A 20146-nucleotide genomic window follows, 5' to 3' on the forward strand; every position below is an offset into this window, starting at 1 on the left:
AACGTGAACATGATGAACGGACGAGTGGTGCTCGAGAGCTTTCCGGCGGGCGGACCGCGCGGGTCGTGGCCCGCGGAGGAGTTCGCACGGGACCGGCGTCGTGAGGGACTGCGCGCGGAGGTCGTGATGGACCTGTCGAGCGACGCGTTCCTGGTGATCGTGCGCGGTCAGGAGGCGAGCGGGCGCTCCGCGGCCTGATGTCGCGACGTGGCGGGCCGGGAGCGAGACGCTCTCGGCCCGCTCCGGTGTCCCGGCCTCAGGCCCGGACGGGCCCCGCCCACCCGGGGACGGCCCCGGCGAGGCGGCACAGGCCCAGATACAGGGGGATCGGCGGGGTGTAGGGGACGGAGCCCTCGGGCCGGTGCACGAGCACCGGCTCACGGGTCGCGTCCGGCACCACGGCGCCGGGCGAGTAGAACGTCGACGGCGGCCACTGCAGGGCCACGTCCGAGTCCGCGGGCACGATCCACCACCAGCGCGGCCCGTCCTCGTACACACAACCCACCCGGGGCAGTCGCTCCAGGAGGCGCGGACCGAACTCCGCGGGCATGGCGACCGCGTCGCAGCCGAGGGGTTGCCGCATTCCGGCGGGGACGGCGAGTCGTGCCACTGGCTGCACACTCACGACTCGCCGTCCGACCGCCCGCTCCCGCTCTCGCGAGAGCCGTACCAAGGTGCCAAGGTCGAGCAGTCGCGCTGTCCTCGTGCTCACATGTCCCCCGACCGCATCACTGTCGCACTCGCATCCCCGTCAGTCGGCTCACAGGCCGTCGGTCAAGGCCTCGACGCCCTCGACGTCCTCGACGTCGAGGACGTCCGTATCGAAACCGTGGACACCGGCCTCCGCCGTGCCGAAGCACGTAGCCGGATCAGGTGATCTGGGCAGCTCCGCCCACACCGAAAGGCCGGATCCGGAGTCCTGGACACCCCATGCGCTGCTCACGGCGCTCACGAGAAGCAGTCCCCTCCCATGCTCCTCGTCAGGTCCCCGCAGCCCTGTCGGCCGTGGCACCCCGCAGCTCTGTCCCTCGTCGCGTATGGCTATCCGCACGGTGTCGGCTCCCGTGCAGATCTCGCAGACGACGGTACGGCTCCCGGTGTGCACGATCGCATTGGTGACCAGCTCCGATACGACGAGCGCCGCCAGGTCGCAGGCGTCGTCGCCGACCGCGAGGGAACACAGCCGATCACGCGTCAGCCGCCTTGCCCGCGCCACGGAACTCGGCATCGCGGCCAGGGTGAAGGTGACGCAAGGCTCGCCGGCCTCCGCTCGACCCTCGGCGGAATCGCCAAGTCGGGCTCGGGTGGCTTCGGTTCCTAACGATGCGGGCGGAGTCACGCTCTCCACTATCGCCCCGCCGCGAACACCTTGGCAAGACCCACTCTGAAAAGTGCACAGTGGCGTGTTCCTTTGAGACGTCCCATGGCACACTTCTCGCAACGCCTCACCAAGCGGCGTGACGTGCGCGACACGTGGTGAAGTGCGGTGACGCACGGTAACTCGATGGGCGCGACGGCGATGCAGAGAGCGACGCGAAGTGGGTGGAGGTAGGACGTGAGCGAACCGCGGTCGGCGCCGACCGTCGGGCAGGTCGTTCTCGGTCGTCGCCTGCAGGACCTGCGCGAACGAGCCGGTCTGAAACGCGACGAGGCCGCGCGGGTGCTGCGCGTGGCCCCCGCCACGGTCCGCCGCATGGAGACGGCCGAGGTCGCGCTGAAGATCCCGTACCTCCAGCTGCTCCTGAAGGCGTACGGCGTCACGGACGAGGAGGCCGACGCCTTCGTGCTGCTCGCCGAGGAGGCGAACAAGCCCGGCTGGTGGCAGCGTTTCCACGACATCCTGCCCGGCTGGTTCAGCATGTACGTCAGCCTGGAGGGCGCCGCGAGCCTCATCAGGTCCTACGAACCGCACTTCGTGCCCGGGCTGCTCCAGACGGAGAGCTACGCGCGTGGCGTGCTGCGTTCCGGGGCCATCGGCCAGACCCGGCCCGAGGACATCGAGCGGTACGTGGCCCTGCGGATGGAGCGCCAGGCGCTGCTCACCCGCGAGGACGCGCCGCGGCTGTGGGCCGTGATGGACGAGACCGCGCTGCGCAGGCCCGTCGGCGGCCCCGACGTGATGCGCGCGCAGATCGACCGGCTCCTCGAAGCCGTGGAGATGCCGCACGTGACGCTCCAGGTCGCGCCGTTCGCCTCCGGGCCGCACCCGGGCACCTTCGGGCCGTTCGTGCTCTTCCGCTTCGCGATGGCGGAGCTGCCGGACATGGTCTACAGCGAGTACCTGACCGGTGCCGTCTATCTGGACGCGCGCACCGAGGTGGCGACGCATCTCGAGGTCATGGACCGCATGGCGGCCCAGGCCGCCACCGCACAACGCACGAAGGAGATCCTCCGGGATGTCCGCAAGGAGCTGTGAATGGACCGAGATCGACACCGTGCGGGCACGGGCCCTGCGTCCCGGCCCGACACCCGCGCCGACTCCCGGCCCCCAGGGTCCCGGATCTACAACGGCATGCCCGCGCGCGAACTGGGCGTCGAGGGCTGGCACAAGCCGTGGAGCGGCGGCAACGGCGGCAACTGTCTCGAAGCCATGAAGCTCGACGACGGCCGCGTCGCCGTCCGCCAGTCCTCCGACCCGGACGGACCCGCGCTCATCTACACGGACGGTGAGATCCGGGCGTTCATACAGGGCGCGAAGGCGGGGGAGGCGGACTTTCTGCTGTCGTGACCGGGTACGTCACCGGCGGGTGAGCGGACGCGCCGCCGGCCCGCAGGGGATACGCCACCGGCCGGCGCGGCGGGTGCCGCAGCCGCCGGTGAACTCGTACGTCGTGCGCGCACCCCGACCACGGTGCGCGGGACCTCGGTGAAGGGGCAAGGGAGCCACAGATGACCGGGACGGGGCAGGCCCAGGGGGGCGAGGGCGGCTCGTCGTACATCGACACGAGCAAGCCGCATCCCGCGCGGATGTACGACTGGTGGCTCGGCGGCAAGGACAACTACCCCGTCGACGAGGAGATGAGCCGCCAGCTCGTCGCCATGGACCCGCGCATCCCCGCCGTCGCGCGCGCCAACCGCGCCTTCATGCAGCGCGCCACGCGCTGGCTCGCCTCGGCCGGGATCCGGCAGTTCCTCGACATCGGCACCGGCATCCCCACCGAGCCCAACCTGCACCAGATCGCGCAGGGCATCGCACCCGACACCCGCGTCGTCTACTGCGACAACGACCCCATCGTCCTCGCCCACGCCGAGGCGCTGCTGCGGTCCACCCCGCAGGGCGCCACGGAGTACATCCAGGCCGACGCCCGCGAGCCCGCCGCCATCCTCGCCGAGGCCCGCAAGACCCTCGACTTCACGCGCCCCGTCGCCCTGTCCCTGGTCGCGCTGCTGCACTTCGTCCCGGACGAGGACGGCGCGTACGAGATAGTGGACGAACTGGTGTCCGCGCTGCCGTCGGGGAGCTTTCTGATGCTGTCCCACGGCACCGGGGAGTTCACCCCCGAGCAGGCAAGGACGGCCGGCGACCTCTACAGGTCCCGTGCCCTCAATCTCGCCCTGCGCGACCGCGCCGAGGTCCTCCGCTTCTTCGACGGCCTCGACCTGGTGGAGCCCGGCGTGACGGTGGCCGACGCGTGGCACCCGGAGCTGGGCGAGGGGGCGGAGCCCGTCGGGGAGGGGCCGCTGCCCATCTATGGCGGGGTCGCCCGCAAGGGGTGAGGGGGCCGTCGTGTGCAGGCCGGTCAGGGCCGGAGGGGACCGTCGTGTGCGGATACCGGTGACGGGAGCGACGTCGCGCCCATGAGGTGGCGGTCCACGGCCGCCGCGGCCGCGCGGCCCTCCGCGATCGCCCACACCACCAGGGACTGGCCGCGCCCGGCGTCCCCGGCGACGTACACCCCGGGAACACTCGTCGCGTAGCCGCCGTCCCTGGCGACCGTCCCGTCCGGGGCCACCGTCACACCCAGCTCCGCGATCGCGCCCCCGACGGTCACCTCCGGCCCTCGGAACCCCAGCGCCAGCAGCACCAGGTCGGCCCTGAGGACCCGCTCGGCGCCCGGCACCGGGCGTCGCCGCGCGTCCACGGCGGCCAGGTGGACGGCGCGCACCCGCCCCTCCGCGTCCCCGGCGAGCCGCAGTGTCGAGGCCGCGAAGAGCCGCGCGTCGACGTCCGGATTCTGGCCGAAACCCAACGCACCGGCCTCCTCGTGCGCGGGGGAGACCCGGTACACCGCGGGGTACGTGGGCCACGGGTCGGTGATCTCGTCCCGCTCCGCCGAGGGCAGCGCGCGGATGTCCACCTGGGTCACGGACGCGGCGCCCTCCCGGACCGCCGTGCCGAGGCAGTCCGCGCCGGTGTCGCCGCCGCCCACGATCACCACGTGCTTGCCCGCCGCGGACAGCGGGGAGACGTCGAGGTCGCCCTCACCCACGCGGTTGGCCTGCGGCAGGTACTCCATCGCCTGGACGACCCCCGCCAACTCCCGCCCCGGAACCGGAAGTTCCCGCCAGGCCGTGGCGCCGACGGCGAGCACGAGGGCGTCGTGGCGGGCCCGCAGCGCCGCCGTACCGATGTCCCGGCCGACCTCCGTCGACGTACGGAACCTCGTGCCCTCGGCCTCCAACTGCGCGAGCCGCCGCTCCAGGTGGTGCTTCGCCATCTTGAACGCGGGGATCCCGTACCGCAGCAGCCCGCCCGCCCGGTCGTCCCGTTCGTACACCACGACCGTGTGCCCCGCCCGCGTCAGCTGCTGCGCCGCCGCGAGGCCCGCGGGACCCGACCCGACGATCCCCACCGACTTCCCGGTCAGCCGCTCGGGCGGCATCGGCGGCGCGAGGCCGTCCGCCCAGACGCGGTCCGCGATGGCCGCCTCGACGTTCTTGATGGTCACCGCGGGCTGGTTGATGGCGAGGACGCAGCCCGCCTCGCACGGCGCCGGGCACAACCGGCCGGTGAACTCGGGGAAGTTGTTCGTCGCGTGCAGCCGGTCGGCGGCGGTGCGCCAGTCGGCCCGCGAGACCAGGTCGTTCCACTCGGGGATCAGGTTCCCCAGCGGACAGGCCTCGTGGCAGAACGGCACCCCGCAGTCCATGCACCGGTCGGCCTGCTCCTCGATCAGGGGCAGCAACGCCCCGGGGACGTACGCCTCGTCCCAGTCCTTCACCCGCTCGCCCACCGGCCGCCGCGGCCACTCCCGGCGCGGGTGCCGCAGGAATCCCTTGGGGTCGGCCATGGCCGTCTCCCTACGCGTACGGCGCGTCTTCCAGCCACCACGGTATGCCGGGGAGACGGGGTCGGCATGTGCTCGCGCGGGCAAGGCCGGTCGCGAAAGCTCAGGTCAGGCCGAGGATGAAGGAGACCGTGGCGGCGGTGGCGGCACCGGTGCGGATGTGGTTCCACCTGGTCCATTCGGCCACGTACGTACGCCAGTACTCCGCGCCGGACGCCGAGGCCGCGTCGACCTTCGCCAGCTCGTTGTTGCGCGGCACGTTAGCCACCACCGTCACCCCGAAGCAGCCGAAGAGATACAGCGCGCAGCCGAGCAGCAGCTCCACCGTCCCCTCGTCCGGCCAGACCACGAAGGTGACCACGGCGAGCACCACGCTGACGGCGGTCGCCCCCATGAACACGGCCATGAACGGCGGTCTGACCGCCGTGACGTTGATCGCGTTCATCGCGGCGATGCCCTGGGACGACGGCAGCGCGGCGAGGCCCCGCATCACGAAGGTGGAGAAGCCGATGAACACTCCGGCGACCAGGGCGCAGGTCACCGCACCGAGCACGGTGAGCACGAAGTACGGTCCGTCGATCATGGCAACTCCCTGGGTGGGCCCGGCCACCGACGGCCGGCTCGGCGCGCCCGATCCTGCCCGGCGCGGTGTGTCTGTGACCAGTCAATGGCCACGCCGCCCCGGACGCCATACGCGGACCCCGCACCCCCATAAGCCCGCGTCTCACTGGCCCGGGGGCCTCGGGCGGGGTGAGTCGTCCGTCCGGGACGGCATGCCCCGGGGCGCTCTGCCCGGGAGCCTGCCCTGGCCCGGGAGCCTGCCCTGGCCCGGGGGCCTGCCCTGGCCCTGGGGCGCTGCTCACGTCTTGGTGCCCAGCCCTGGTGCCGGGACGGGGCGGCTGCTCAGGCACCGGGGCCCGCCCTGCCCCCCCCGGGACCGGCCGGCTCCTCACGCCCCGGTGCCCCGCCCGGCCCCGTGCTCCCCGTGCTCCCTGCCCCCCGGACCGTCCGTCCGCCACGTCCGCAACCGCTCCTCCAGCGCCGCCGCGATGCGGCGCCGTGCCTCACCCCGCGGCACCCCCCGCATCAGCAGCTCGTCGTACTCCGTGTCCGTGTGCCGTACCGCGGCGATCACGGCCGCCGTCACCGCCGTGGAGGTCAGGGCGCGGCCCGCCGCGCTCCGGCCCACGCGGCCGCTGCCCCGGGCGCCCGCGTGCGCGGCGATCTGCCGGGCACGCTCCGGAGGGCAGCGCGGGAACAGCCGACGGATCTCCGCCGCGAACTCCCCGACGAACCGCACGTCCTCCCCGGCCCGCCGGGCCGCGTCCCGCACCCGCCGCCGCGCCCGCGCTTCCGCGTCCGCCAGGCACCGCTCCTCGGCCCGGACGAGCGCCGCCTCCTCGACCAGGACGCCCTGCCGTTCGTACCGGCTCTTGCGCCGGTTGAACCGCACGACCACCGCGGACAGACCGCTGCCCTCCCGCGCCCGCCGCGTCAACGCCGTGTCCCCGCGCGGCAGATACACCAGATGCCCGAGGTCCGCGCAGTCCAGACAGCGAGGCCCCCCGCCCTCGGAGACGAGCAGGGACAGCGGCCCGCCCCGGCACTCCGCGCAACGCCTGCGCTTCAGCGGCTGGACGACGACGGGCCCGGTGCGCACGGGAGGAACTGCCATGCCCGGTTCATGCCCGCCCACCGGCACCCCGCATCATGGGCTCGTGCGACTCGAAGCGATCACCTGGGAACGCCTCACGGACACCCTCGCCGACCGGCTGCTCGACCTGGCGCCGAGGGACGGCGGGGCCTGGCCGCGCGTCGCCTTCGACGGCGCCCCCGCCGCCCGCCCCGGCGAACTCGCCGCCGCCGTGGCCGAGGCGCTGCGCGTGCGCGGGCGGCCCTCGCTCGCCGTCGGCACCGAGGGGTTCCTGCGGCCCGCCTCGCTGCGCTTCGAGTACGGACACGAGGACGTCGAGGCGTACTACAGCGGCTGGTTCGACACCGGTGCCCTCTGGCGCGAGGTCCTCGGGCCGCTGGACCCCGGCGGCACCGGCCGGGTCCTGCCCGACCTGTGGGACCCGCACGCCGACCGCGCCACCCGCACCCCCTACGTCCAACTGCCTCCCGGCGCCCTGCTGTTGCTGCACGGCCCCCTGCTGCTCGGCCACTGGTTCCCCCTCGACCTGACGGTGCACCTGCACCTCTCCGCCGGCGCCCTGCGGCGGCGCACCCCGCCGGACGAACAGTGGACCCTGCCCGCCTTCGACCGCTACGAGACGGAGACCGACCCCACCGCCACGGCCGACGTCGTCGTCCGCGCCGACGACCCGCGCCATCCGGCGTGGACGGGCTGACCTGCCCCGCGGCGGCTGCGGGTGCGGCCCGTGGGCACCGCGACGAGAATGAGGACGCCGGGACTGGCGGCGCCTCCGCGCCGCGCCGGCCGTCCGGCACCGGGAGGTACCCATGACCACCGCCGGAGACATCATGCACCGGGGTGCCCGGTGGATCCCCGCGCACGAGACCCTGGACCGCGCGGCCCAGCTCATGCGCCAACTCGACGTGGGTGCCCTGCCCATCAGCGACCAGAACGAGCGGCTGTGCGGCATCCTCACCGACCGCGACATCGTCGTCGGCTGCGTCGCGATGGGGCACGACCCCGCCAAGGTCACCGCGGGCGACATGGCCAGGGGCACACCGCGCTGGGTCGCCTCGGACGCCGACGTCGAGGAGGTGCTGCACGAGATGCAGGGCCACCAGATCCGCAGGCTGCCCGTGATCGAGAACAAGCGCCTCGTCGGGATGATCAGCGAGGCCGACCTCGCCAAGCACCTGACCGACGAACAGCTCTCCGGCTGGGTCGAGAGCGTCTACGCCAAGTCCTGACCCGTCCCGCGCGTGCCCCCGCGCCGGTGCGGCCTTCCCCCTACAGCCAGCCGCTGCGCCGGAAGCCTCGGTAGAGCAGCACACACGCTGTCGCTATCACTCCCATCACCAGTCCGTATCCGTACTGCCAGCGCAGCTCGGGCATGTGGTCGAAGTTCATGCCGTAGACCCCGCAGACCATCGTGGGCACGGCGACGATGGCGGCCCAGGCCGTGATCTTCCGCATGTCCTCGTTCTGGGCGACCGTCACCTGGGCGAGATGCGCCTGGAGGATCGAGTTCAGGAGCTCGTCGAAGGCCGCTATCTGTTCGGTGACCCGCTTGAGGTGGTCGTCCACGTCCCGGAAGTACGCCTGTATCTCCGGGGCGACGAGCCGCATCGGCTTGGCGGCGAGGATCTGGAGCGGGCGGCCGAGCGGCACCACCGCCCGCTTCAGCTCCAGGAGCTCGCGCTTGAGCTGGTAGATCCGGCCCGGGTCGGTCCCGCGGGCACCTTCGGGCGCGAACACCTCCGCCTCGACCTGGTCGATGTCGGCCTGCACCGAGTCCGCCACCACCAGATAGTCGTCCACGACCTGGTCCGCGATGGCGTGCAGGACCGCCGCCGGGCCCTGTGCCAGCTGGTCGGGCGTCCCCTCGAGCTGCTCGCGCAGCGGGCCCAGCGAGCCGTGCCTGCCGTGCCGCACGGTGATCACGAACTCCTTGCCGACGAAGACCATGATCTCGCCGGTGTCCACCACCACGCTGGTCGCGGTCAGCTCGGCGTGCTCCACGTAACAGACCGTCTTGAACACGGCGAACAGCGTCTGGCCATAGCGCTCGACCTTCGGCCGCTGGTGGGCGTGGACCGCGTCCTCGACCGCCAGCGGGTGCAGGTCGAAGAGCTCGGCGATGCCCGCGAACTCCCGCTCCGTCGGCTCGTGGAGCCCCAGCCAGACGAAGCCGTCGTCGTGCTTGCGGACGTGTCCCACGGCCTCGACGAGATCGCCGTCGCGCTCCAGGGTCTGGCGCACCCCCTTGCGATAGGTCACGCACTTCACCACCGACGAGCCCAGCGGGGAACGGGCGGGGTGGCTCAGGTCGACGCGAGGGCCGCGTCGGGTCAGTCCCGCGACCTTGCGCAGGCCGCGGACGCTCCGCAGACTCCCGACCCTGCGGAGGCTTCCGACCTTCCGCAGGTTGCCCGACATCGACATGTGCAGCTCCTCGTGCTGGACTTGATGGGCAAGTCTGCCAGTCCGGTCCGACACCACGGCGAGGCCTGTGGGAACGGAATACTCCGCTCCGGAACTGTAATGATCGCCACATGACGCGAACCGACGGACATCTCCTCGACGGCAGGACCGGCGAGTCGGCGACCTGCTCCAGCGCCTTCGCCGCCCTCTTCGACCCCACCACCTTCCGGCACATCGAACGGCTGGGCATCGGGCCCGGCTGGCGCTGCTGGGAGGTCGGTGCCGGCGGCACGTCCGTCGTGTCCTGGCTCGCCAAGCGGGTCGGCCCCACCGGCCGGGTGCTCGCCACCGCCACGGACCCGGCGCCGCTGACGTCGGCCGCGCGCCCGCCCGTACAGGTGCGTACCCACGACGTGGCCGCAGACGCGCCGCCCGCCGAGGCGTTCGACCTGGTGCACGCCCGCCTAGTGCTCACCCACGTGCCGGACCGCGAGCGGGCGCTGCACTCCATGATCAAGGCGCTGCGCCCCGGCGGCCGGCTCCTGATCGAGGAGTCCGACCCCGCCCTGCAGCCCCTCGCCTGCCCCGACGAGCACGGCCCCGAGGAGGAGGCGGCGAACCGGCTGCGCGGGGGTGTGCGCTCCCTGCTCGCCGACCGCGGCGCCGACCTCGCGTTCGGGCGGGTGCTGCCGCGGCTGCTGCGCGCGGCGGGACTGCGGCAGGTGGAGGCCGACGCGTACTTCCCGCTCGTCTCCCCGGCGTGCGCGGCCCTGGAGTCCGCCACCGTCGAGCAGGTCCGCACCGACCTGGTCGCCGCGGGCCTCGCCTCGCACGACGACATCGAGCGGCACCTCGCCCATGTCGCCGACCGCGTCGTCGTCCCGGCCACGGCCCCGCTGGTGTCGGCATGGGCCCGCAAGGCTTGACCGGGGCGGGAGGCTTGGCTGGGGGGTGGGTTGGGAGGCTTGGCTGGGGCGTGAGGACGGACTGGGGTGCGGGCCGGGGCCGGGGCGCTCCAGCCCTCGCCGGAAGCCCGGTGTTCCAGCCCTCGCCGGAGACCGGGTATGCTCCCCCTCGCCGAGCACCTCACGCCCTAGGCGGAACCCCCGCAAGTCCCCCCGGAAGCGGGGCTCGCAGCTCCGGCCGGGCCCCCACCCGTGACACCGCCCGCGCCCCCGCCCGGCACCCCTCGCTCACGGCCTCCCGCAGCCCCGCACCCGCCAGCCGCGACGCGACGTACGCCCCCGTGAACGCGTCGCCCGCGCCGGTGGAGTCCCGCGCGTCCGCCCGCACCGCCGGGGCGCGGACCCGTACCCGCCCGTCCCGCGCGGCCAGTGCGCCGTCCCCGCCCAGCTTGACGACCACCTCGGGGAACCGGCGGCTCAGCTCGGCGGCCGCGTCGGCGGGCTCGGTCGGGTCGGCCGCTCCGGCAGGATCGGTCGGCCCCGGTGGCCCCGTCAGGAGCAAGGCCTCGTCCCGGCTCGGCAGCAGTACGTCCACCCCGGCCGCGTCGGCCAGGAAGCGGTCCACCCCGTACCGGCGGAGGAACCCCGTGGACGCGGGGTCCACGCTCACCGTCACTCCGCGCGCGCGTGCCGACGCCAACGCCGCCCGCGCCGCCGCGCGGCTCGGCTCGGCGAAGAACAGGTAGCCGGACAGGTGGAGCCAGGTCACGCCGTCGAGCAGGGACGGCGTCCAGTCGGCGGGGGACAGGCGCAGGCAGGCGCCGCTGTCCGTGAGGAACGTCCGCTCGGCCGCCGAACCGGCCGTGTCGACCAGGCTGATCACCGTGCCCGTAAGCGCTTCGGGGTCGACGGCGATGTGGGGGCGTACCGAGGCGCGGAGCAGCATCTCCTCGTGCCATGCCGCCGCGTCGGCACCCGCGCGCCCGAGGAACCGCACATCGCGGCAGCCCCAGTGGGCCGCCCAGCAGGCCACGTTGGCGCCCGCGCCGCCCGGCACGGTGCGGATCGCCGCGACCGTGTCGGTGCCGGGTGCGAGGGGCCCCCGGTGCCGCGCGACGATGTCCGTGACGACGTCACCCACGACCAGGAGCGCGCCGGATCCGTTCGGAGTGGGCTCTGCGGAGCGGCCCGCCCTGCCGGGTGCCGCCGCCCTGGCGTCCGGTGGCTCGCCGGACGCCGTCACGCCCGCGTCCACGCCGCCGCGATCCGTGCCGCGAGCCGCACGTTCCCCCGCACCGCCGCGAGGTTGGCCTCCAGGGAGGCTCCGTCCGTGTGCCGCATCAGGTGGTCGAGAAGGAACGGGGTCACCGCCTGGCCGTGCACCTCCCGCGCGGCGCACTCCCGCAGCGCCTCGTCGAGCACGCGCGCGTGGAGGGCGGGTTCGAGCTGTTCGGCCTCCGGCACCGGATTGGCCACGACGAGCGCCGACTCGGGTCCGGACAGCGCGTCCTGGGCGCGCATGACCGCTGCGACCTCGTCCGGCGTGCGCAGCGTCCAGTCCACGTCGTGCCCGGAGTCGGAGAGGTAGAAGCCGGGGAAGCGGGACGTGCCGTAGCCCGCCACCGCCACGCCCAGGGTCTCCAGGCGCTGGAGCGTCGCGGCCACGTCCAGGATCGACTTCACGCCCGCGCACACGACCGTGATCCGGGTCCGCGCGAGCAGCCCCAGGTCGGCCGACTCGTCCTGGGTGAGGGTCCACTCCCGGTGCACCCCGCCGAGCCCGCCGGTGGCGAACACACGGAGTCCCGCACGGGCGGCGAGCAGGGCTGTCGCGGACACCGTCGTCGCCCCGCTCGCGCCGGCCGCGACGGCGAGCGGCAGGTCCCGGTGGCCCAGCTTGCGGATGCCGTCCTCACCGGCGACGCGCTCCAACTGGTCCTTGCCCAGGCCGACGTGGGGGCGCCCGTCCAGGACAGCGATCGTGGCGGGCACAGCGCCCTCGTCGCGTACGACCTGCTCCAGTTCGAGGGCGACGCGCAGATTGCGGGGGCGCGGCAGCCCGTGCGCGATGATCGTGGACTCCAGGGCCACGACCGGGCGCCGTCGCGCGAGAGCCGTCTGTACCTCGTCGGACACCACCAACACGGTCAGCCTCCTGCCAGTCGGGTCTTCCTTCATCCCTGGCGGGCGGGGCCCCGCGGCAAACCCATTAAGGTGACCGGCCATGACCACGAATGATCAGAACGCGCCCTCTTTTGCCGTGCACATTCCGGACGTCGAGCTGGAGGAGGAGCCGCTCGACCCGCAGCAGATCGTCTCCGGAACGCCCGTCGTCACCGGCAAGGTCCTCTGGGAGTCCGCCGACGGCAAGCAACTGCGCGGCATCTGGCAGATCACCCCGGGAGTGGTGACCGACACCGAGGCCAACGAACTGTTCGTGGTCGTCAGCGGCCGCGCCACCATCGACGTGGAGGGCGGCGACGTCCTGGAGGTCGGCCCCGGCGACGCGGCCGTGCTGCGCGAGGGCGACCGTACGACGTGGACCGTGCACGAGACGCTGCGCAAGGCCTACCACATCACCCTCGGCGGCTGAACGCCCGCCCGGCCGCGGGCGTCCGGCGCGTGCGGTGCGCGGTGCGGCACGCCCGGGTCAGTCCTCCGGTACGGCCCCGGCCCCGGCGTCCTTGCGGCCGGGGCCGCGCGTGAACAGGGCGAACGCCGCGAGCGGCAGCAGCAGGAGCGCCGCGATCAGGTTGAGCCACCCGTAGCTCGCCCGCGCGACCACCAGGCCCGCCACCGCGCCGCCGGCGCCCGCCGCCGTGTTCATGGTCAGGTCCGAGAGGCCCTGCGCGGCGGCCCGCGCGGCCTGCGGCACCGAGTCGGTGAGCAGCGCGGACCCCGCCACGAGCCCCGCCGACCAGCCGAGGCCGAGCACGAACAGGCCCGCCGCCGTCTGCCCGTGGTTGCTCCCGGCCGTCCCCGCGAGCAGCGCCGCCAAGGCGAGCAGGCTCACCGAGAGGGCGATGACGGCGAGCCGCCCGATCCGGTCCGCGAGCCGCCCCATCACCGGCGAGAACGCGTACATGCCCGCGATGTGCCCGCTGATGACCAGGCCGATCAGATCGATGCTCGCCCCGTGGTGGCCGAGGTCGACCGGGGTCATCGACATGATCGACACCATGGCGGTGTGCGCGATGGCGACCGTCACCAGCGCGAGCCGCGCCTGCCGCGAGGCGGCCACGGCGGCGAACCCGGCCCGCAGGGACCGGCCCGCCGCCGTCCGGTCACCGGCTGGTTCCAGCGCGCGGGCGGTCAGCAGCGGATCGGGGCGCAGCAGCAGCGCCACCACGACCGCCGAGATCAGGAAGATCCCGGCCGCCCAGACGAAGGGCCCGGCTTCCTTCGGAACGCCGAGCCCGGAGACGCTGCGGCCCGCGGGCGCGGCGATGTTGGGGCCGAGGACCGCGCCGATCGTCGTGGCCCACACGACGTTGGAGATGGCGCGCGCCCTGGCCCCCGGCTCGGCCAGGTCGGCCGCCGCGAACCGGGCCTGCAAGTTGGCCGACGACGCCGCGCCGAACCCGGCCATGCCCACCAGGAGCAGCGGGAAGTTCCCGACGGCCGCGGCCACGACCACCACTCCCGCGCCCAACGCGCCGATGAGGTAGGCCAGGACGAGACCGGGGCGGCGGCCCCGCGCGGTCATCAGGGCCGCGAGGGGCACCGAGAGCAGCGCCGTCCCGGCGACGGTCGCGGTGGGCGCGAGCCCGGACAGCGACTCCGTGCCGCTGACCTCCTTCGCGAGCACGGCGGCCAGCGCGATCCCGATGGCGACGCCGAGCCCGCCGAGTATCTGGCTCGCGATCAGGACCGCCGTGATCCGCCGGCGCAGCGCGGGCAGTTCCTCGACGCCGACGGGGGACGGCGAGGGGGAGGGTGAGGGCGAGGCGGAGGACGAGGGGGATATGACCACGCCGGAAGTGTGTCAGGACATGTGGTGTTCATGTACATGCAGTGCGGGGCGAAGCCGATCCGAGGGCTCGCCGTACGAGGGAGTGGCGCACGAGGCACACGTACGGAGGCACGCCCTACGACGGCGCTCCGTGCCGAGGAACGACGCGCGACGGCACCTGCGCCCACCGACACCACCCCAGACCCGCGCTGCGCTGCCGGAGGTCAGAACAGCGGCTCGGGAAGCACCCCCTCCAGCGCGAGCAGCTGCCGCTTCGTCTCCAGGCCGCCGCCGAACCCGCCGATGCCGCCGTCGCTCTCCACCACCCGGTGGCAGGGCACCACGACCGGCAGCGGATTGGCGCCCATCGCCATGCCCACGGCCTGGGCCGCGCCGGGCTGGCCGACGCGGCTGGCCAGGTCCCCGTAGCCCACGACCGTCCCGAAGGGCACGCCTGCCGCGAGCTCACGGAGCACCTGGCGGTTGAAGCCGGAGATCAGCGACCAGTCCAGCGGCAGCGCGAAGTCGCGCCGCTCCCCGGCGAAGTACGCCCGCAACTGGCGTATGGGCTCGGCGAGCAGCGGCGAGCCGGGATCCTCGACCGGCGCGGCGCCGAGACGGGAGGCCAGGCGCTCCAGTGCCTTGTCGCGCACGCCGTCCGTGGCGTGGAAGACGACCGTGACCAGGCCCGCTTCGGTCGCGGCAAGCAGCAGTGGGCCGATGTCGCTGGCGACGACGGCCCACACCGCGCCGGACCGCGCGTCCGGCTCCGGACGCTCGTCCCGGTCCTGCTCGTCGTGCCCCATGGCGTTCATGGAAACCACGGTACGTCCGGGCACTGACAACGCCGCGGGACGAGTCGCCCCGCGGCGCCGGCAGGCGAGGGGCCCGCCCTCGGTCGAGCCCTCGGCCGTCGTGTCAGTCGTTGATCGCCCTGCGCACCACATCGGGCTTGTTGGTGATGATGCCGTCCACCCCGAAGCCCGCGACCCGCCGCGCAGCGGCGGCCTCGTCCACGGTCCACGTGAAGATCTCCAGGCGCTTGCCGTGCACGCCCTTGAGCCGGTGGATCGCGGAGACGTAGTCGGCGGAGATGGACGTGTGCGTCGAGTTGATCTGGTCCGCGAACTTCGCGTACGCCGGGAGGTCGGCGGTCGCCGGCGTGCCCAGGAAGCCGGTCTTGATGTCGGGCCGCTGGGCGTGCACCTTCTTGATGCTGTCCGCGCTGAAGCTCTGGACGACCAGCTTGTTCTTGACGTGGTGGCGGTCCAGCCAGCCGGTCTTGCGCAGCACCCGCAGGGTGTCCCGCTCGATCCCGGGGTACAGCTCGGGCTTCTTGATCTCCAGGACGAGGCTCTGGTGGTTGCGCGAGACGCGGTTCATGTACTGCGTGAGCGTCGGCACGCGCGCGCCCTTGTACTTCTCTCCGAACCAGCTGCCCGCGTCCAGTTTGGCGATCTCCGCCGCGGTGAAGTCTTTCACCTTCCACGGGGAGCGGTCGGGGAAGACCTCCTCGACGTTCGTCGTCCGCTTCAGGTTGTCGTCGTGGACGATCACCAGCACGCCGTCCTTGGTGCGCTGGACGTCGTTCTCGACCCAGCGGAAGCCCATGCGGGCGGCCTTGTCGATGGCGGCGAGGGTGTTCTCGGGGGCGTAGGCGGAGGCTCCGCGGTGGGCCACGACTGTGGGGTTCCTGTGCGCGGCGGAGGAGGCGGCGACGGCGGTGTCGGCGGGGGCCTGGGCGCTGGCGGTGGAGGGGAGGACGAGTGCTCCTGCTCCCAGGAGTGCGGCGGTCGTGGCGGCTGCGGCGCGTGCGTGCACGGGTTCTCCTCGCGTCATGAGCTCACGGTTCGCTTGAGAATGACAGTGCACGGCCAACTACGGACAGGTACAGGATGGCCACACGTTGAACACCGGCCCCCCAAGTGGGGACCCCAGGCGCGGAACCCGTGTTTCTTTGCCGGAAAATCGGTCGTGCGTTCACGGCCGAGCCCTACTCTCACCTCAGCCGACGGCCCGTCACCCGGCCGTCGGCCGGAGGCAGGCAGGGTGATCCGGGACATCCAGGTACGACAGGCGGAAGGGCTACCGCTCATGGAGGGCACGGTCGACGGCTTCAGCTACGGATTCGTCACGCCTGTGGTCGCCTATCTGATGGCCTGCCTGGGCGGCGCGCTCGGCCTGCGCTGCACCACGCGGTCACTGTTGGTCGCGCACTCCTGGCGGCCCGGCTGGCTCGCGCTCGGCTCGGCCGCCATCGGCTCGGGCATCTGGACGATGCACTTCATCGCGATGATGGGCTTCAGCGTCGAGGGGACCCCGATCCGCTACGACCGGGCGACGACCTTCGCGAGCCTGGCCGTCGCCATCGTCATGGTCGGCGTCGGGATCTTCATCGTCGGCTACCGCGGTGCCAGCGGAGCGGCGCTCTTCACCGGCGGCACCATCACAGGGCTCGGCATCGCCTCGATGCACTACCTGGGGATGGCCGGTATGCGTCTTGGCGGCAGGCTTCAGTACAACACCCTGACCGTCGCCGCCTCCGTGGTGATCGCCGTCGTCGCCGCCATCGCCGCCCTCTGGGCCGCGGGTCAGGTCAGGGGCTTCCTGTGGAGCCTCGGCGCCAGCCTCGTCATGGGTCTCGCCGTCAGCGGCATGCACTACACCGGCATGGCCGCCGTCACCGTCCACCTGCACGGCCGCTCCACCGCGCCGCCCGGCGACTCGTCCCCCGAGATCCTCGCCCCCCTCATGGTCGGCCCCCTCGCCTTCCTGCTGCTCGCGGGCGTCATCGTGATGTTCGACCCGCTGATGATGCTGGGCAAGGCCGACCTGAAGGCCGCGGCGGCCCGCCCCGGCACCGCCTCCTACCCCGTGCCCCGCTCCGGCGACCGCCAGTTCGGCGGACACGTCAGCCGCCGGCCCGCCCCGCGCCCCAGCCGCAGGATCCGCCGCAGAACGGGGGCGCGGACACCGCAGAAGTGGTGAGCGCGGGGGCGTTGTCAGTGGGGGGTCGTACGGTGGGTTCCATGCGGCCCGTATCGAAGATCGAACGCACGGTGGCACCTTTCGAGGTCGTCAGCCCGTACCAGCCCAGTGGCGACCAGCCCACGGCCATCGCCGACCTGGAGAAGCGCATCCGCGCGGGCGAGAAGGACGTCGTCCTGCTCGGCGCCACCGGCACCGGCAAGTCGGCCACCACCGCGTGGATGATCGAGAAGCTCCAGCGCCCCACCCTCGTGATGGCGCCGAACAAGACCCTGGCCGCCCAGTTGGCCAACGAGTTCCGCGAGCTGCTGCCGAACAACGCCGTCGAGTACTTCGTCTCGTACTACGACTACTACCAGCCCGAGGCCTACGTCCCCCAGTCGGACACGTACATCGAGAAGGACTCCTCGATCAACGAGGAGGTCGAGCGCCTGCGCCACTCCGCGACGAACTCCCTGCTCACCCGCCGCGACGTCATCGTGGTCGCCTCCGTCTCCTGCATCTACGGCCTCGGCACCCCGCAGGAGTACGTGGACCGGATGGTCCCGCTCAAGGTCGGCGACGAGATCGACCGCGACCAGCTCCTGCGCCGCTTCGTCGACATCCAGTACACCCGCAACGACCTCGCCTTCACCCGCGGCACCTTCCGGGTCCGCGGCGACACCATCGAGATCTTCCCGGTGTACGAGGAACTGGCCGTGCGCATCGAGATGTTCGGCGACGAGATCGAGGCGCTCTCCACCCTGCACCCGCTGACCGGCGAGGTCATCAGCGACGACGACCACCTGTACGTCTTCCCGGCGTCCCACTACGTGGCGGGCCCCGAGCGCATGGAGAAGGCGATCAACGGCATCGAGAAGGAGCTCGCCGAGCGCCTCGCGGAGCTGGAGAAGCAGGGCAAGATGCTGGAGGCCCAGCGGCTGCGCATGCGCACGACGTACGACCTGGAGATGCTCCGCCAGATCGGCTCCTGCTCCGGCGTCGAGAACTACTCGATGCACTTCGACGACCGCGCCCCCGGCACCCCGCCGCACACCCTCCTCGACTACTTCCCGGACGACTTCCTGCTCGTCCTCGACGAGTCGCACGTCACGGTCCCGCAGATCGGCGCGATGTACGAGGGCGACGCCTCCCGCAAGCGCACCCTCGTGGACCACGGCTTCCGGCTGCCGTCCGCGCTCGACAACCGCCCGCTGAAGTGGGAGGAGTTCCAGCAGCGCATCGGCCAGACCGTCTACCTGTCGGCGACCCCGGGGGCGTACGAGCTCTCCCGCTCCGACGGCACGGTGGAGCAGATCATCCGCCCCACCGGCCTCGTCGACCCCGAAGTCGTCGTCAAGCCCACCGAGGGCCAGATCGACGACCTGGTGCACGAGATCCGGGGGCGTACCGAGAAGGACGAGCGCGTCCTGGTCACCACGCTCACCAAGAAGATGGCCGAGGATCTCACCGACTACTTCCTGGAACTGGGCATCCAGGTCCGGTATCTCCACAGCGACGTCGACACCCTGCGCCGCGTCGAGCTCCTGCGCGAGCTGCGCGCCGGTGAGTACGACGTCCTGGTCGGCATCAACCTCCTCCGGGAGGGCCTTGACCTGCCCGAGGTCTCCCTGGTGGCGATCCTCGACGCCGACAAGGAGGGCTTCCTGCGCTCCGGCACGTCCCTGATCCAGACGATCGGCCGCGCGGCGCGCAACGTCTCGGGACAGGTCCACATGTACGCCGACAAGATCACCCCGGCGATGGAGAAGGCCATCGAGGAGACCAACCGCCGCCGGGAGAAGCAGATCGCGTACAACAAGGAGAAGGGCATCGACCCGCAGCCCCTCCGCAAGAAGATCAACGACATCGTGTCGGCCATCGCGCGCGAAGAGGTCGACACCGAGCAACTCCTCGGCACCGACTACCGCAAGGCGAAGGACGGCAAGAACGCCAAGGCTCCGGTCCCCTCGCTCGGCACCGCGGGCGGCGCGACAGCCGCCAAGGGCGCGAAGGCCGCGGCAGCGGGGAAGGCCCCCAAGGGCAAGGCCGGGCAGACGGTGCCCACGGACCGCCCCGCCGCCGAACTCGCCGAGCAGATCGAGGAGATGACCGCGCGGATGCGCGCCGCCGCCGCGGACCTGCAGTTCGAGATCGCGGCACGGCTGCGCGACGAGGTGTCGGAGATGAAGAAGGAACTGCGGCAGATGAAGGAGGCAGGCCAGGCATAGCGCAGTGTTGCAACACCGACACAAAGTGCCCGGCAGGGTGCGGCGCGGTGGACAGGGCTGCATAGGGTGATGGGCACCGCCCGCAACGGGCGGTTGCCCAGGGCAGTTCGAGAAGGGGACAGCGCGTGACGGTCAACATGACCAAGGGCCAGGCCATCAGCCTGCAGAAGGACGACGGGGGCGCTCTGACGTCGGTGCGCATGGGACTGGGCTGGCAGGCGGCCCCGCGGCGCGGACTGTTCGGCACGCGCACGCGGGAGATCGACCTCGACGCGTCGGCCGTCCTGTTCGCCGACAAGCAGCCCGTCGACGTGGTGTTCTTCCGCCACCTCGTCAGCGACGACGGCTCCGTGCGCCACACCGGCGACAACCTGGTCGGCGGCGTCGGTCAGGGCGGCGACGACGAGGCCATCCTCGTCGACCTGCAGCGCGTCCCGGTCCACATCGACCAGATCGTCTTCACGGTGAACTCCTTCACCGGCCAGACCTTCCAGGAGGTGCAGAACGCGTTCTGCCGCCTGGTCGACGAGACCAACGGCCAGGAACTGGCCCGCTACACCCTCGACGGCGGCGGCCAGTACACCGCCCAGATCATGGCCAAGGTCAACCGCGCGGGCTCCGGCTGGCAGATGACGGCCCTCGGCAACCCCGCCAACGGCCGCACCTTCCAGGACCTGATGCCGGCGATCCTGCCGCACCTCTGAGCACGCACCTCTCTGAGCACGCACCACCGAGCACTGCCTGACCGAGCACCACCGTCCAGACGGCAGTCCGCACGCAGGCCCGGTGAGGGGGCCGACACCAAG

At 72.5% G+C, this 20146-nt stretch carries 22 protein-coding genes; 11 read left to right on the forward strand and 11 right to left on the reverse strand.

The genetic code is table 11. The annotated features are described in order from the left end of the window. Positions 1-9 precede the first annotated feature (9 nt). Complete coding sequence (locus QUY26_RS30395) at positions 10-198, forward strand: hypothetical protein (RefSeq protein WP_289952204.1); 189 nt, start codon at positions 10-12, stop codon at positions 196-198. A 58-nt stretch (positions 199-256) separates the two neighbouring features. Here the strand turns inward: QUY26_RS30395 and QUY26_RS30400 are convergent, their stop codons facing one another. Together QUY26_RS30400 and QUY26_RS30405 are read right to left on the reverse strand one after the other, a co-directional pair. Next, complete coding sequence (locus QUY26_RS30400; RefSeq protein WP_436840431.1) at positions 257-610, reverse strand: hypothetical protein; 354 nt, start codon at positions 608-610, stop codon at positions 257-259. A 150-nt stretch (positions 611-760) separates the two neighbouring features. Continuing rightward, positions 761-1228 (reverse strand): ATP-binding protein, encoded by a 468-nt coding sequence (locus QUY26_RS30405; protein ID WP_289952208.1) that lies wholly within the window; start codon positions 1226-1228, stop codon positions 761-763. Positions 1229-1555: 327 nt separating this feature from the next. Here QUY26_RS30405 and QUY26_RS30410 point away from each other — a divergent pair, with 327 nt between their 5' ends. From QUY26_RS30410 to QUY26_RS30420, 3 genes are all read left to right on the forward strand, one after another. After that, complete coding sequence (locus QUY26_RS30410; RefSeq protein WP_289952209.1) at positions 1556-2416, forward strand: helix-turn-helix domain-containing protein; 861 nt, start codon at positions 1556-1558, stop codon at positions 2414-2416. Between the two features lie 96 nt (positions 2417-2512). Continuing rightward, positions 2513-2728 carry a DUF397 domain-containing protein gene (locus tag QUY26_RS30415; RefSeq protein WP_289956183.1) on the forward strand — a complete coding sequence of 72 codons (216 nt, stop codon included), beginning with the start codon at positions 2513-2515 and terminating at the stop codon, positions 2726-2728. 161 nt (positions 2729-2889) lie between these two features. Continuing rightward, complete coding sequence (locus QUY26_RS30420) at positions 2890-3717, forward strand: SAM-dependent methyltransferase (RefSeq protein WP_289952211.1); 828 nt, start codon at positions 2890-2892, stop codon at positions 3715-3717. A gap of 23 nt (positions 3718-3740) precedes the next feature. Here QUY26_RS30420 and QUY26_RS30425 read toward each other — a convergent pair whose 3' ends face one another. The 3 genes from QUY26_RS30425 to QUY26_RS30435 all read right to left on the reverse strand — a co-directional run bounded on the left by QUY26_RS30425 (position 3741) and on the right by QUY26_RS30435 (position 6903). Continuing rightward, entirely contained in the window at positions 3741-5231 is a 1491-nt protein-coding gene (locus QUY26_RS30425) for a glutamate synthase subunit beta (protein WP_289952214.1), read from the reverse strand. A gap of 100 nt (positions 5232-5331) precedes the next feature. Next, positions 5332-5811: an anthrone oxygenase family protein gene (locus QUY26_RS30430; protein ID WP_289952216.1), complete on the reverse strand. Its 480-nt coding sequence runs from the start codon at positions 5809-5811 to the stop codon at positions 5332-5334. Between the two features lie 366 nt (positions 5812-6177). Further along, entirely contained in the window at positions 6178-6903 is a 726-nt protein-coding gene (locus QUY26_RS30435; protein WP_289952217.1) for a DUF2293 domain-containing protein, read from the reverse strand. A 43-nt stretch (positions 6904-6946) separates the two neighbouring features. Between QUY26_RS30435 and QUY26_RS30440 the strand changes: the two genes are divergently transcribed. Continuing rightward, entirely contained in the window at positions 6947-7579 is a 633-nt protein-coding gene (locus QUY26_RS30440) for a uridine kinase (RefSeq protein ID WP_289952218.1), read from the forward strand. Positions 7580-7691: 112 nt separating this feature from the next. Further along, positions 7692-8111, forward strand: coding sequence for a CBS domain-containing protein (locus tag QUY26_RS30445; RefSeq protein ID WP_289952220.1), 420 nt, complete (start codon positions 7692-7694; stop codon positions 8109-8111). Between the two features lie 40 nt (positions 8112-8151). Here the strand turns inward: QUY26_RS30445 and QUY26_RS30450 are convergent, their stop codons facing one another. Beyond that, on the reverse strand, positions 8152-9306 hold the full coding sequence (locus tag QUY26_RS30450; protein ID WP_289952221.1) for a magnesium and cobalt transport protein CorA: 1155 nt from the start codon (positions 9304-9306) through the stop codon (positions 8152-8154). Between the two features lie 110 nt (positions 9307-9416). Between QUY26_RS30450 and QUY26_RS30455 the strand changes: the two genes are divergently transcribed. Further along, complete coding sequence (locus QUY26_RS30455) at positions 9417-10211, forward strand: methyltransferase domain-containing protein (RefSeq protein WP_289952222.1); 795 nt, start codon at positions 9417-9419, stop codon at positions 10209-10211. 160 nt (positions 10212-10371) lie between these two features. On the opposite strand, the gene QUY26_RS30460 is transcribed toward QUY26_RS30455, so the two are convergent. After that, complete coding sequence (locus tag QUY26_RS30460) at positions 10372-11445, reverse strand: carbohydrate kinase family protein (RefSeq protein ID WP_436840432.1); 1074 nt, start codon at positions 11443-11445, stop codon at positions 10372-10374. After that, positions 11430-12368: a pseudouridine-5'-phosphate glycosidase gene (locus QUY26_RS30465; RefSeq protein WP_289952224.1), complete on the reverse strand. Its 939-nt coding sequence runs from the start codon at positions 12366-12368 to the stop codon at positions 11430-11432. Before QUY26_RS30465 ends, QUY26_RS30460 begins: the two co-directional genes overlap by 16 nt. A gap of 46 nt (positions 12369-12414) precedes the next feature. On the opposite strand from QUY26_RS30465, the gene QUY26_RS30470 reads away from it, so the two are divergent. Then, positions 12415-12783, forward strand: a complete 369-nt coding sequence (locus QUY26_RS30470) for a cupin domain-containing protein (protein WP_289952226.1) — start codon at positions 12415-12417, stop codon at positions 12781-12783. Positions 12784-12840: 57 nt separating this feature from the next. On the opposite strand, the gene QUY26_RS30475 is transcribed toward QUY26_RS30470, so the two are convergent. From QUY26_RS30475 to QUY26_RS30485, 3 genes are all read right to left on the reverse strand, one after another. Beyond that, positions 12841-14082, reverse strand: coding sequence for an MFS transporter (locus tag QUY26_RS30475; protein ID WP_436840540.1), 1242 nt, complete (start codon positions 14080-14082; stop codon positions 12841-12843). Positions 14083-14366: 284 nt separating this feature from the next. Then, positions 14367-14957, reverse strand: a complete 591-nt coding sequence (locus QUY26_RS30480; protein WP_436840433.1) for a methylated-DNA--[protein]-cysteine S-methyltransferase — start codon at positions 14955-14957, stop codon at positions 14367-14369. A gap of 103 nt (positions 14958-15060) precedes the next feature. Next, entirely contained in the window at positions 15061-15963 is a 903-nt protein-coding gene (locus tag QUY26_RS30485) for a glycerophosphodiester phosphodiesterase (protein ID WP_289952228.1), read from the reverse strand. 273 nt (positions 15964-16236) lie between these two features. On the opposite strand from QUY26_RS30485, the gene QUY26_RS30490 reads away from it, so the two are divergent. The 3 genes from QUY26_RS30490 to QUY26_RS30500 all read left to right on the forward strand — a co-directional run bounded on the left by QUY26_RS30490 (position 16237) and on the right by QUY26_RS30500 (position 20044). Continuing rightward, positions 16237-17130: an MHYT domain-containing protein gene (locus QUY26_RS30490; protein WP_289952230.1), complete on the forward strand. Its 894-nt coding sequence runs from the start codon at positions 16237-16239 to the stop codon at positions 17128-17130. A gap of 41 nt (positions 17131-17171) precedes the next feature. Next, entirely contained in the window at positions 17172-19340 is a 2169-nt protein-coding gene (gene uvrB / locus QUY26_RS30495; RefSeq protein WP_289952232.1) for an excinuclease ABC subunit UvrB, read from the forward strand. A 125-nt stretch (positions 19341-19465) separates the two neighbouring features. Continuing rightward, on the forward strand, positions 19466-20044 hold the full coding sequence (locus tag QUY26_RS30500) for a TerD family protein (protein WP_289952234.1): 579 nt from the start codon (positions 19466-19468) through the stop codon (positions 20042-20044). Positions 20045-20146 lie beyond the last annotated feature (102 nt).

Origin of the sequence: Streptomyces flavofungini (genome assembly GCF_030388665.1) — a bacterium.
GTDB classification, from domain to species: Bacteria; Actinomycetota; Actinomycetes; order Streptomycetales; family Streptomycetaceae; genus Streptomyces; species Streptomyces flavofungini_A.